A 14079-nucleotide genomic window follows, 5' to 3' on the forward strand; every position below is an offset into this window, starting at 1 on the left:
TGGGATTCATTCGTAACATAAAGTTTTTTATGGAGAGTTTGATCCTGGCTCAGGACGAACGCTGGCTGCGTGCTTAACACATGCAAGTCGAACGCTGAAGCCGACAGCTTGCTGTTGGTGGATGAGTGGCGAACGGGTGAGTAACACGTGAGTAACCTGCCCCTGATTTCGGGATAAGCCTGGGAAACCGGGTCTAATACCGGATACGACCATCCCTCGCATGAGGGTTGGTGGAAAGTTTTTCGATCGGGGATGGGCTCGCGGCCTATCAGCTTGTTGGTGGGGTAATGGCCTACCAAGGCGACGACGGGTAGCCGGCCTGAGAGGGCGACCGGCCACACTGGGACTGAGACACGGCCCAGACTCCTACGGGAGGCAGCAGTGGGGAATATTGCACAATGGGGGAAACCCTGATGCAGCGACGCAGCGTGCGGGATGACGGCCTTCGGGTTGTAAACCGCTTTCAGCAGGGAAGAAGCGAAAGTGACGGTACCTGCAGAAGAAGTACCGGCTAACTACGTGCCAGCAGCCGCGGTAATACGTAGGGTACGAGCGTTGTCCGGAATTATTGGGCGTAAAGAGCTCGTAGGTGGTTGGTCACGTCTGCTGTGGAAACGCAACGCTTAACGTTGCGCGTGCAGTGGGTACGGGCTGACTAGAGTGCAGTAGGGGAGTCTGGAATTCCTGGTGTAGCGGTGAAATGCGCAGATATCAGGAGGAACACCGGTGGCGAAGGCGGGACTCTGGGCTGTAACTGACACTGAGGAGCGAAAGCATGGGGAGCGAACAGGATTAGATACCCTGGTAGTCCATGCCGTAAACGTTGGGCACTAGGTGTGGGGGACATTCCACGTTCTCCGCGCCGTAGCTAACGCATTAAGTGCCCCGCCTGGGGAGTACGGTCGCAAGGCTAAAACTCAAAGGAATTGACGGGGGCCCGCACAAGCGGCGGAGCATGCGGATTAATTCGATGCAACGCGAAGAACCTTACCAAGGCTTGACATACACTGGACCGTTCTGGAAACAGTTCTTCTCTTTGGAGCTGGTGTACAGGTGGTGCATGGTTGTCGTCAGCTCGTGTCGTGAGATGTTGGGTTAAGTCCCGCAACGAGCGCAACCCTCGTTCTATGTTGCCAGCACGTGATGGTGGGAACTCATAGGAGACTGCCGGGGTCAACTCGGAGGAAGGTGGGGATGACGTCAAATCATCATGCCCTTTATGTCTTGGGCTTCACGCATGCTACAATGGCTGGTACAGAGAGAGGCGAACCCGTGAGGGTAAGCGAATCCCTTAAAGCCAGTCTCAGTTCGGATCGTAGTCTGCAATTCGACTACGTGAAGTCGGAGTCGCTAGTAATCGCAGATCAGCAACGCTGCGGTGAATACGTTCCCGGGCCTTGTACACACCGCCCGTCAAGTCACGAAAGTCGGTAACACCCGAAGCCGGTGTCCCAACCCACTTGTGGGAGGGGGCCGTCTAAGGTGGGACTGGTGATTGGGACTAAGTCGTAACAAGGTAGCCGTACCGGAAGGTGCGGCTGGATCACCTCCTTTCTAAGGAGCACACATTAAGATCCTCATGGTATGACCCGTATGTGGTCATCATGAGAGCTCAAGGGTGGAACATCACTTCTTCCGCTTGCCCACACAGCCCGGCTGGGGTCAATGCCCCGGGTGCGGTGAGTGATCGGGTGGGCTAGAACGAACACGTTATTGGGTCCTGGAATCACAAACCCCACACGATTGTGTGGGTGTGGTTTCAACCAACAGGACCAACCCGACCAACAGGCAGCAGCGTGAAGCGGTTGTGTGGTGGTGGGTGTTTGGTAGTGGTTTGAGAATCGTATAGTGGACGCGAGCATCAAACACCATATTTGTGTGGTGTTTATGTAATGTGATTTTTCTTGTCATCATCTAGTTAAGGTGAATGAAACAATATTTTTCGCGCACATGAAGCTGGTCCCTTTTTTGGGGGTTGGGTGAGTGTGTAAGAGCGCATGGTGGATGCCTTGGCATCAGGAGCCGATGAAGGACGTGGAAATCTGCGATAAGCCTCGGGGAGCCGATAAACAGGCGTTGATCCGAGGGTCTCCGAATGGGGAAACCCCGCCACTCGTGAGGGTGGTGACCCGTGTCTGAATATATAGGGCATGTGGAGGGAACGCGGGGAAGTGAAACATCTCAGTACCCGCAGGAAGAGAAAATAACAATGATTCCGGGAGTAGTGGCGAGCGAAACTGGATGAGCCTAAACCTGTGCAGTGTCAAGCGTGCTGGTGTTGCTGCAGGGGTGTTGTGGGGTGTACGTGGTCCGGTCCAGCATGACCGGTCTGTGAGTGTTGTTGGTGTAGTCGAACCTGGTGGGAAACAGGACCGGAGTGGGTGAGAGTCCCGTAGACGAAACGCTGACTGTTCGCAGTGTGTGCATGCCCGAGTAGCACGGAACTCGTGGAATTTCGTGTGAATCTGCCAGGACCACCTGGTAAGGCTAAATACTTCCTGATGACCGATAGCGGAATAGTACCGTGAGGGAATGGTGAAAAGTACCCCGGGAGGGGAGTGAAAGAGTACCTGAAACCATGTGCTTACAATCCGTCAGAGCAGTATCTAGATGACTGTGATGGCGTGCCTTTTGAAGAATGAGCCTGCGAGTTAGCGGTGCGTGGCGAGGTTAACCCGTGTGGGGTAGCCGTAGCGAAAGCGAGTCCGAATAGGGCGTTCCAGTCGCGTGTCCTAGACCCGAAGCGGAGTGATCTAGCCATGGGCAGGGTGAAGCGTGTGTAAGAGCGCGTGGAGGCCCGCACCCACTTCAGTTGAAAATGGAGGGGATGACCTGTGGTTAGGGGTGAAAGGCCAATCAAACTCTGTGATAGCTGGTTCTCCCCGAAATGCATTTAGGTGCAGCGTTGCGTGGTTCTTGCTGGAGGTAGAGCTACTGGATGGCTGATGGGCCCTACCGGGTTACTGACGTCAACTAAACTCCGAATGCCAGTCAAGGTTCAGCGTGGCAGTGAGACAGTGGGGGATAAGCTTCATTGTCGAGAGGGAAACAGCCCAGACCATCAACTAAGGCCCCTAAGCGTGTGCTCAGTGGGAAAGGATGTTCAGTTGCGAAGACAACCAGGAGGTTGGCTTAGAAGCAGCCACCCTTGAAAGAGTGCGTAATAGCTCACTGGTCAAGTGATTGAGCGCCGATAATGTAGCGGGGCTAAGTACACCGCCGAAGTTGTGGCAGCACCACAATCGCCGTAATGGTGTGGTGTTGGGTAGGGGAGCGTCGAGTTGCCGGAGAAGCTGCCGTGTGAACGAGTGGTGGAGGCGATTCGAGTGAGAATGCAGGCATGAGTAGCGAAAGACGGGTGAGAAACCCGTCCACCGGATGACCAAGGGTTCCAGGGCTAGGCTAATCCGCCCTGGGTAAGTCGGGACCTAAGGCGAGGCCGACAGGCGTAGTCGATGGACAACCAGTTGATATTCTGGTACCGACACACAACCGACAGTACCAAAACACACGATACTAACCATCCAATTCCTCCTTTGAGTCTTCGGACTTGATGTTGGGGTTGCGGGTGGGACCTGAGTGTGGAGTCGGTAAGCGTGAGGTGTGACGCAGAAAGGTAGCCAGGCCGTGCGATGGTAGTCACGGTCTAAGGTTGTAGCACGTGGGGGTAGGTAAATCCGTCCCCGCATAGAGTGTGAGAGCTGATGGGCGCCCCACATTGGTGGGGTGATCTGGTGATCCTCTGCTGCCGAGAAAAGCATCGACGTGAGGGTGTGTGTTGCCCGTACCCTATAACCGACACAGGTGGTCGAGTAGAGAATACTAAGGTGATCGAGAGAATCGTGGTTAAGGAACTCGGCAAAATGCCCCCGTAACTTCGGGAGAAGGGGGACCATCCCGGTGAACCCAACTTGCTTGGGGATGTGCTGGTGGTGGTCGCAGAGGCCAGAGAGAAGCGACTGTTTATTAAAAACACAGGTCCGTGCGAAGATGTAAGTCGATGTATACGGACTGACGCCTGCCCGGTGCTGGAAGGTTAAGAGGACCTGTTAACCCGTAAGGGTGAAGCGGAGAATTTAAGCCCCAGTAAACGGCGGTGGTAACTATAACCATCCTAAGGTAGCGAAATTCCTTGTCGGGTAAGTTCCGACCTGCACGAATGGCGTAACGACTTCTCTGCTGTCTCAACCACGAACTCGGCGAAATTGCATTACGAGTAAAGATGCTCGTTACGCGCAGCAGGACGGAAAGACCCCGAGACCTTCACTATAGTTTGGTATTGGGATTCGGTGTGGTTTGTGTAGGATAGGTGGAAGACTGGGAAGCCCTGACGCTAGTTGGGGTGGAGTCGATCGGTGAAATACCACTCTGACCATAGTGGATTCCTTAACTTCGGACCCTGATCGGGTTCAGGGACAGTGCCTGATGGGTAGTTTAACTGGGGCGGTTGCCTCCTAAAGAGTAACGGAGGCGCCCAAAGGTTCCCTCAGCCTGGTTGGCAATCAGGTGTCGAGTGTAAGTGCACAAGGGAGCTTGACTGTGAGACGGACGTGTCGAGCAGGAGCGAAAGCTGGGACTAGTGACCCGGCCATGGCTTGTGGAAGCGTGGTCGCTCAACGGATAAAAGGTACCTCGGGGATAACAGGCTGATCTTGCCCAAGAGTCCATATCGACGGCATGGTTTGGCACCTCGATGTCGGCTCGTCGCATCCTGGGGCTGGAGTCGGTCCCAAGGGTTGGGCTGTTCGCCCATTAAAGCGGTACGCGAGCTGGGTTTAGAACGTCGTGAGACAGTTCGGTCCCTATCCGCTGCGTGCGTAGGAAATTTGTGGAGGTCTGTCCTTAGTACGAGAGGACCGGGACGGACGAACCTCTGGTGTGCCAGTTGTTCCGCCAGGAGCATGGCTGGTTGGCTACGTTCGGGATGGATAACCGCTGAAAGCATCTAAGCGGGAAGCCGGCTCCGAGATGAGATTTCCAACTGACTTTTGTCAGGGGAGGTGTCCTATAGATGATGGGGTTGATAGGCCGGGTATGGAAGCACTGTAAGGTGTGGAGTTGACTGGTACTAATACACCGATCACTCACCAACTTTTTCCCTTTAGTGGGGTTGGTGTGTGCGAAGAGTCTTTATTCGCCTTTCTGGTTGTGATGAGAGAATGCGCCCCGTTTTGTGGGGTGTGCATGACATAGTTTTGGTGTTCGCGTTCGCTGTGCGGTTCTTGGACCACTACCGCTGACAACCCTGTGTGGGGTTGTGGTGGTGGTTTGTTGGTTTTGCGGTGGTGATAGTGGTGGGGAAACGCCCGGTTAACCGTTCCGATCCCGGTAGCTAAGCCCATTCGCGCTGATGGTACTGCAACTTGGTGGTTGTGGGAGAGTAAGTGACTGCCGCAATAATTTTTTAGTGGGGGAGGCCTCATCTGACCGTTTGGTCGGGTGGGGCCTTTCTTCTATTCGCGGGTGGAATGGTCGGGCCTATTGGTACGCGCTCTATTGCTACCTGGCGGGGGCGCAGCTACCTGGCGCTAGGTAGCTGCACCCCCGTCAGGTAGCAATAGGGGTGGGGGATGTCTTTTGGAGTAGTCCGGAGAACCCTACTTCGGGACAAGTCGTTTTGTCAGTAATGTGAACATTATGACGACGAACGATACTGCACTGCACGTTCAACCAGCAGAGCCGGACGCTCAACAGGCTCGTTCACGGTCGCGCTGGTTCGGTATCCTCTGGGCCCTGCATTGGCTGCTGCGCATCGGATTGGCGATCGCGCTCCTGCCCTACGCCTGGACGAAGATCTTCCACGTTCAGATGGGCTATGCGGACTACGCCGACGCATTAGTCCAGTACGGCGAGATGAGCCCCATGGGTCTGCTGTGGCGTTTCATGGCGTTCTCCCCGACCGTTCAATTCCTGGCGGGTCTGGCCGAGCTTCTCGCTGTCATCCTGCTGCTCTTCCGTCGTTCTGCCTGGCTCGGCGCACTCATCGCGGCTCTGGACATGAGCGTGGTCTTCCTTCTCAACCTGACGTTCGACGTGCCGGTGAAGCAGCTCTCAGGAGCGATGGCCCTGGTCGGTCTCGTCCTTCTCATCCCCAACGTGCCCCGAGTCGCGAGATTCGCACTCGGGCGCAGCGTCGGGCCAGCGGTCAGCGGCCTCATCTGGCAGAACCGGATCTTCGTTCGTATCACCCGCTGGGTCTCCCCGATACTCGCTGTCGTCATCATCGTCGGCAGCGGACTGGCCACCGGAATCAGTCTCAACTGGGGCCGGCCTGGGACCCCTGAGGAGATCTCAGGCGTCTATACCGTCACCGCGTCAGGCAAGCCTGCCCCGATCGAAGGCACCGACCATGCAACCGCAGACATCACTCAGATCGCTTTCGGGCAGATAGGCTCAGGCAAGGGCAAGAGAATGAGCGTGCGGTACTCCGACGGAGACTTCCAGGACGGTATCTACAGCGTCGAAGGCCAGTCGATCACAGCGAAGCTCTACCCCGTCCGCAAAGGGGCTCAGACGCTTATTCGCGCTCCCTCCGGCACGGTAGAGTTCCGGTACTCGAAGGTCGGAGAGGGGAAGTTCTCTCTTCAAACAGCGGACTCGGAACTGACGCTGCGCAATGACGAGGAGCGAAGGTTCCTCTTCGACCGAGGCTTCCGCTGGGGACCCGAGACGCCCGTCAACCGCTGAAAGCCGATGAATTATGTGGGGCCCCGCCGGTCGGCGGGGCCCGAACATCCTTCAGGGATCCAACAGCTCAGCGGCGCATCAGCGTCCGAACAGCTTGGAGAACAGACCCTTCTTCTTCGGCTTGGCCTCCTTGCTCGGCTCTTCCTCGATCGGAGTCTCCGCCTCGGCGGGTTCGACAGACCCATCTGCGAGCGGCCGCTCGTCTTCCGGCTGCTGCTGTCCGCGTGCGGCGTCCGTAGCCTCCGCCGCAGGCTCTGCAGCTTCCTCGGCCTGAGCCTCGGCCGCCGGGGCCGCTTCCGCTGCCGGCTTCTCGTCCGGCACGGTCTCTGTGGGCGCAGGCTCCTCTATCTGAGCAGGCGTCGGTGTCGCTGGGGTCGAAGCAGGTGGTGCGGCAACATCCTTCGCGGCGGGAGCGGAAGTCGAATCGGTCGCGCGAGAGGCGGCGGCCGCCTCGGTGGGGGTGCCTGTGGGTTCCGCGGCGGCGTACTGCTCGGCGGCCTCGCCCTCCAGTGGTGCATTCAGGTCGCAGTTGGAGATGCGACGCTGATCGTCGAAAGACAGGTCGGCCGAGCCGTCGGCGAACAGCATCCGCAGGCCACCCTCGGGGAGCTCTGCCGTCGGAATGCCGCGTTTGGCGACGTACGCTTCGATGGCCGCGCGGTGGTCGGTCACCGTCGTCTGCGTCAGTCCCTGCATGAGCGCCCTCACAGAGACCTTGACCTGCGGTGCGGGCAGGGCGATCTCGGCGGCATCGACGAGGAGCCAGACAGTGGTCCCGGCGCCGGCGGCGGCAGGATAGTGGGCCCACTTGTCGGTGGCCTCCTTCGATGCCAGGGTCAGCCGCAGTGCGAGCTCCTCATCGAGGGAGAGCTCAGGTGTCGTGAGCTCGCTGACGTCCTCAGCGGCCCCGAACTTGCGCACCTCGTGGGAGAGCCCGACGACGGCATCGGGGAAGTCATTGACGTTCTCCCAACCCCACAGCCACGTCTTCTCCCTGCCTGACTCCGATCCGAGCAGATGCGGCCGGGTGCGCAGGACGGCGCCCTCGGCCGACGTGAACGTCAGGTGCGGGTCGGAGCTGAAGTCGACTTCCCACTCGGCGTCGGCGATGAGCGCACCGAAATGCGTCTGCACCTCCGTCGAATAGAAGACGGCACGATTGACCAGGTCCTGCAGAGTTGAGCTCATGCTTTCAAGCGTATGCGGGAGCGCCCGAGAAGCGAGGAGGCACGCGGTGCGAAGGCCGTGTCAGTGCCTCATGGTGAAGTGGAGGTCGTGGCAGAACGCCACGATCTGCCGCCGGCTCGTCTATCTCTGAGAGGAGAATCAATGTAAGGTAGTCTGTTGCGCTTCGCAACTCTCACGCCTCCATCATCAGTCACTCATCACTCAGGACGTTCAACGTGGCATTACTCCGCCTGTCCCTGAAATACGCCAAAAACTACTGGCCGTTCATCACTCTGGTCGTGATCCTGCAGCTTGCCTCGACCATCGCAGCACTGTACCTGCCCAGCCTCAACGCCCGGATCATCGACGAGGGAGTCGCCAAGGGCGATACCGACTTCATCTGGTCGACGGGCATGACGATGCTGCTCGTCTGCCTCGTGCAGGTCGTCACTGCGATCACCGCGATCTACTTCGGCGCCCGCACGGGAATGGGTGTCGGCCGCGACCTCCGCAGAGCCATCTACCGTCAAGTCGACGACCTGTCGATGCTCGAAGTCGGAAAGTTCGGATCCGCCACCCTCATCACCCGCAACACCAACGACGTCCAACAGGTTCAGATGCTCGTGCTCATGACCCTGAACTTCATGGTCTCGACACCGATCATGTGCATCGGCGGCATCATCATGGCCCTGCGGGAAGACGCCGGGCTGTCCTGGCTGGTGTGGGTCTCCGTGCCGGTCCTCTTCGTCGTCGTCGCCATCCTCGTCTACCTCCTCATGCCGCTGTTCCGCCGCATGCAGGACCAGGTCGACGACATCAACGGTGTGCTGCGCGAACAGATCACCGGCATCCGCGTCATCCGCGCCTTCGTTCGCGAGCCCTTCGAGACCGACCGCTACGCCGATGCCAACCGAGCCCTGACCGAAACCTCGGTCAAGGTCGGCAACCTGTTCGTGCTCATGTTCCCCGCCATCATGATGATCCTGCACCTCGCGACCGCAGCTGTCCTGTGGTTCGGCGGGCACCGTGTCGACGCCGGACAGATGGAAGTGGGATCGCTGACCGCGTTCCTGCAGTATCTGCTGCAGATCCTCGTGGCCGTGATGATGGGTGTGTTCATGATGATGATGATTCCGCGCGCCGTCGTCTGCGCCGAACGCATCGCGGAGATCCTCGACACCCGCAGCACGATGACCATCCCTGCCGGTGTCACGGAGATGCCCAGCCGTGGTGAGCTCGAATTCCGCAACGTCACCTTCGGCTACCCCGGCGCCGAGGTGCCTGTCATCGAAGGACTGAACTTCACCGCCCGGCCCGGAACGACCACCGCGATCATCGGATCGACCGGTGCCGGCAAGTCGACGATCGTCAACCTCATCCCCAGACTCATCGACCCCCAGGACGGCGAGATCCTCATCGACGGAACGCCCGTCACCGAGTTCAACCGTCACCAGCTGGCCAAACTGATCGGTCTGGTGCCGCAGAAGCCGTACCTGTTCTCCGGCACCATCGCTTCCAACCTGCGCTTCGGCAATGACGACGCCACCGATGACGAGCTGTGGGAGGCCCTGCGCATCGCTCAGGCCGACGACTTCGTCGCCGAGAAAGAAGACCAGCTCGACGAACGGGTTGCCCAGGGAGGCACGAACTACTCCGGCGGGCAGCGTCAGCGCCTCTGCATCGCCAGAGCCCTGACGGTGAAACCGCAGATCTATGTCTTCGACGATTCGTTCTCCGCCCTCGACGTCGCCACCGACGCACGGTTGCGGGCGGCCCTCGACGAATCGACGGGGGAGGCGACCGTCATCGTCGTCGCCCAACGCGTGTCCACGATCCGCGACGCCGATCAGATCATCGTCCTCGAGGCCGGGAAGATCGTCGGACGCGGCACCCATGAGGAACTCGCCGAGGCGAACCCGACCTACCGCGAGATCATCGAATCCCAGCTGACCACGGAAGAGGTGAACTGACATGGCCAACGACACCTCCACAGAGACCGTGGTGGCAGCGGAAGACGAATACATCCCCAGCGGCGAAGAGCTGGAGATGAGCGGAGGCACACCTCCGCGCAAGGCCAAGCACTTCTGGCCCTCGGTCAAACGGCTGTTCGGACTCATGGCCAGCGAGAAGAAGGGCATGATCTACGTCGTCGCCCTCGTCGTCGGCTCAGTCGTCCTCACCGTCATCGCCCCGAAGGTCCTCGGCAAGGCGATGGACGTCGTCTACTCCGGAGTCATCGGCGCTCAGCTGCCCGCGGGTGCGAACATCGACGACATCATCGCCGGGGCACGCGCCGAAGGCCGTGACGACTTCGCCGATATGCTCGCCACCGCCGATGTCGTGCCCGGACAGGGAATCGACTTCACCGCGCTCGGTCAGATCATCATCGCCGTCCTGCTCATGTACCTCGTGGCCTCGATGCTCATGTGGGCGCAGGGGTACATCCTCAACGCCCTGGTCATGCGCGTCGTCTACCGACTGCGTGAGGACATCGAGCGCAAGATCAACCGGCTGCCGCTGCGCTACTTCGACACCCGGCAGCGCGGCGACGTGATGTCGCGAGTGACCAACGACGTCGACAACATCCAGCAGGCCCTGCAGCAGGCGTTCTCGCAGCTCGTGCAGTCTGCGCTGACGATCATCGGCATCGGCGTGATGATGTTCATCGTGTCCTGGCAGCTCGCACTGCTGGCTCTCATCGCTCTGCCGCTGTCGGCGATCATCGCCGGCGTCATCGGCACCCGTTCGCAGAAGCTGTTCAAGGCGCAGTGGAAGCACACCGGTGAGGTCAACGGGCACGTGGAAGAGTCATTCTCCGGCCTTGACATCGTCAGGGCCTTCGGTCGTGACGAGGCCATGCTCGAGGAGTTCGACCGTCGCAACGAATCGCTGTACAAGGCTTCGGCAGGAGCACAGTTCGTCTCCGGCATGATCATGCCCTCAATGCAGTTCGTGTCCTACCTCAGCTATGTCCTCATCGCCGTCGCCGGCGGACTCAAGGTGGCGACGGGACAGATGACGCTCGGTGATGCGACCGCGTTCATCCAGTACTCACGTGAGTTCTCGCAGCCGATCTCCGAAATGGCCGGTGTTGCGAATATGCTCCAGTCCGGTGTCGCCTCGGCGGAGCGGACCTTCGAACTGCTCGACGCCGAGGAGGAGGACCCCGACGAGGTGCAGCAAGAACTGCCCCCGCGCACTCCGGGCAAGGTCGAATTCTCCGAAGTGAGCTTCCGGTATGCTCCGGAGACGCCTCTCATCGAGAAGGTGTCCTTCACCGCCGAACCGGGACATACGGTGGCGATCGTCGGCCCGACCGGTGCCGGCAAGACCACCTTGGTCAACCTCGTGATGCGCTTCTACGAGATCACGGGCGGAACCATCTACCTCGACGGCATCGACACCCGCGACCTCAGCCGGGCCGACCTCCGCTCGCATGTGGGCATGGTGCTCCAGGATGCGTGGCTGTTCGAAGGCACCATCGCCGACAACATCCGCTACGGCCGGTTGGGCGCCACCGATGAGGAAGTCGTCGCAGCCGCCAAGGCGACGATGGTCGACAGGTTCGTGCGCCAGCTGCCCGACGGCTATGACACCGTCATCGATTCCGACGGCGGCAGCGTCTCGGCCGGCGAACGGCAGCTCATCACCATCGCTCGAGCGTTCCTCGCCGACCCCTCACTGCTCATCCTCGACGAGGCGACCTCATCGGTCGACACCCGCACCGAGGTGCTGGTGCAGCAGGCGATGGCAGCGCTGCGAACCGATCGGACGTCGTTCGTCATCGCCCACCGGCTGTCGACGATCCGTGACGCTCATACCATTCTCGTGATGGAGGACGGAGCGATCGTCGAACACGGCAACCACGAGCAGCTGCTCGCGGCAGAAGGCGCCTACCACCGGCTGTACATGTCGCAGTTCCGCGGGGAGGATGCCGAGGAGCAGTTCACTGCCGAGGTGCTTGCCGAGGCCGAGGCCGGTGCGTCGGTCGACGAGGCTGCGGCCTCTGACAGCGACAGCGCGGACGGACCGGATGCCGAAGGTGAAAGCCCCGAGGCGCCGGCAGAGGAAGGCCGCTCTCCGCAAGCCTGATCGTTCCGAAAAGTGGCAGGGTCCCCGAGCTTGAGCTCGGGGACCCTGCATCGCATTCACCGCAGAAATCAGATGGCGAACGAAAATCCGACATAACGTTTTTCGGGGCATGAATGCCGAAGTCGATCCAAATGTGACACTGTTCTGACCGCTCTGCCGTGCGGCTCACCAGCCCCAAATAGAAGTTGCTGTGCAGGTGAGAGCACAGCCCGAGGTACGAACACGTGAAGCACCATAATCAGGGCGCGCGACCAGTATTGCGAAGTGATAAACATTCGGCAAAACACCTCTATCACTTCTGTCATGACCTAAATGACCTAAAGTCGTGCGCTCTCCTATGCCTGCGTATGGTCCATGCCATAACTGAAGACGGCAACCGACCAGAACTCTGGAAGGACCATCATGAAACGGTTGGCAATGGCGGCAACGTTCGCTCTGGCACTCTCCCTCGGAGGATGGGGCCAGGCAGCCACACAAGCAGATGAGCGCACAACTGCGCAGGCGGCCGACGTCCAAGCCGCAGGAGAAGCAGGAAACAGCGACGCAGATTCCCCGGGAACAGAGGACCCGCCCACGGATCCTGGTGACGACGCCGCGGATCCCGGCACACCCACCGAACCCGGTGACGGGGAGGAATCAACTGATCCGGGAGGCGATGAGAACGCAGCCGATCCCGGCGACGGTGAAGAGGCGGCCGACCCTGGCGAAGGTTCGGACGAACCGACCGAGGACTCGACCCCGATCGATGCCTCGTTCTCCCTCGACCAGTCGTCGATGCCCGTCGACGAGGCAGCCGAGGCCATCCCGTACACCATCACCGGACTGAAAGCCGGAGACACCGTCACCGCCGGACCCGGCGAGAACGGCTCCATCACCGTCGACAGTGACGGAACGTTCAACGGAGAGCTCCGTGGCAACACCGAGCTCAAGGTCGGCGACGTCGTCGATGTCACCGTGACCGTCGCCCGCGACGGCGAGGAGTCGAAGACCTTCAGCGGCAGTGTGGAGATCACCGACAGCCAAGATGACTCGGATGCGGCCGTCAGCGTCGACCCGCAGAGCCAGGGGATCGACTCGTATCTCGACAACGGTGTCGACATCACCGTGAGCAATTGCGAGGCGGGCGAAGAAGTGACCGTCACTATCGTCCGCAAGGGCGAAGATACGAACATCTGGGAAGAGACGAAGACCGTCGGCGATGACGGTTCGGTCTCCACGTCCTTCATGCCAGGCACCGGCGGTGACGGATGGATCGGTGACTTCGTGGTCAGTGCAGAATGCGGTGACACGAGTGCCGAGACGACGTATTCCGTCACTGAGAACGACGATGGTTCAGATGCAGATCTCAGCGTCACCCCGCAGAGCCAGAAGCTCGCCGACTTCCTCGAGAACGGTGTCAACATCACCCTCGTCGACTGCCATGTCGACTCCGAGGTGAAATTCCAGGTGAGCTCCGCGAAAGACCCCGACACCGTGATCTGGGACGAGACCCAGGAAGCCGGTGAGGACGCAGCGGGATCCGTCCAGTTCCTCCCCGACGGTGACGGCGGCAAGGGCTGGATCGGTGACTTCAAGGTCGTGGCCTCCTGCGGTGATAAGAGCGCAGAGACCACGTTCACGGTCACCGATGACGGCAGCGTCGTCGACCCCGAGCTCTCGATCAACCCCGAAAAGATTTCGGGGGAGGACTTCATCGACCGGGCCCAAGGTGTGCAGCTGATGGTCAACAAATGCGTCCCGGATGCTGACGTCCACTTCGAGGTCTACTCCGGGGACGAGGGCGAGAAACTCTACGAACAGACCGCGACGGCCAATGAAGAAGGCGCGGCCGGAATCCACGTCTACGGACTCGGGGATGATCCTGCATACTACGTCGGGAACTACAAGGTCTTCGCCAATTGCATGGACATCGGCAGGTCAGGAAAGTTCGTCGTGACCGGCGGTGAGTCCGGTGGCGGCAACGGAGGAGACTCCGGTGAAGCCGGCGGATCCGGGGGCGGATCGTCGATGCCTCGCACCGGTGCCGAACTCACCGGGCTGGCTGCAGGCGCCCTGCTCATACTCGGCGGTGGAGCGGCCATCGGTCTGGCCCGCCGGAAGAACAAGAGCTGGCAGTGACCGGTGACCCGTCGG

At 59.9% G+C, this 14079-nt stretch carries 5 protein-coding genes and 3 rRNA genes; 7 read left to right on the forward strand and 1 reads right to left on the reverse strand.

What is annotated here, in order from left to right:
* Window positions 1–26 precede the first annotated feature (26 nt).
* From AC239G_RS03675 to AC239G_RS03690, 4 genes are all read left to right on the forward strand, one after another.
* Window positions 27–1554: ribosomal RNA gene (locus AC239G_RS03675) — 16S ribosomal RNA — on the forward strand.
* 423 nt (window positions 1555–1977) lie between these two features.
* Window positions 1978–5092: ribosomal RNA gene (locus tag AC239G_RS03680) — 23S ribosomal RNA — on the forward strand.
* Window positions 5093–5278: 186 nt separating this feature from the next.
* Window positions 5279–5397 (forward strand): 5S ribosomal RNA (gene rrf, locus AC239G_RS03685).
* Together the 16S, 23S and 5S rRNA genes form the textbook arrangement of a ribosomal RNA operon.
* A gap of 240 nt (window positions 5398–5637) precedes the next feature.
* Window positions 5638–6687 carry a DoxX family protein gene (locus tag AC239G_RS03690; protein WP_487489839.1) on the forward strand — a complete coding sequence of 350 codons (1050 nt, stop codon included), beginning with the start codon at window positions 5638–5640 and terminating at the stop codon, window positions 6685–6687.
* Between the two features lie 78 nt (window positions 6688–6765).
* On the opposite strand, the gene AC239G_RS03695 is transcribed toward AC239G_RS03690, so the two are convergent.
* Window positions 6766–7875: a DUF6882 domain-containing protein gene (locus tag AC239G_RS03695; protein WP_487489840.1), complete on the reverse strand. Its 1110-nt coding sequence runs from the start codon at window positions 7873–7875 to the stop codon at window positions 6766–6768.
* 215 nt (window positions 7876–8090) lie between these two features.
* Here AC239G_RS03695 and AC239G_RS03700 point away from each other — a divergent pair, with 215 nt between their 5' ends.
* From AC239G_RS03700 to AC239G_RS03710, 3 genes are all read left to right on the forward strand, one after another.
* Window positions 8091–9824: an ABC transporter ATP-binding protein gene (locus tag AC239G_RS03700; protein ID WP_487489841.1), complete on the forward strand. Its 1734-nt coding sequence runs from the start codon at window positions 8091–8093 to the stop codon at window positions 9822–9824.
* A 1-nt stretch (window position 9825) separates the two neighbouring features.
* Window positions 9826–11946, forward strand: a complete 2121-nt coding sequence (locus AC239G_RS03705; RefSeq protein ID WP_487489842.1) for an ABC transporter ATP-binding protein — start codon at window positions 9826–9828, stop codon at window positions 11944–11946.
* Between the two features lie 402 nt (window positions 11947–12348).
* Window positions 12349–14064 carry an LPXTG cell wall anchor domain-containing protein gene (locus AC239G_RS03710; protein ID WP_487489843.1) on the forward strand — a complete coding sequence of 572 codons (1716 nt, stop codon included), beginning with the start codon at window positions 12349–12351 and terminating at the stop codon, window positions 14062–14064.
* The last annotated feature ends 15 nt before the right edge of the window (window positions 14065–14079 follow it).

The sequence above is a fragment of the Brevibacterium sp. Lmc1 genome (genome assembly GCF_057654315.1).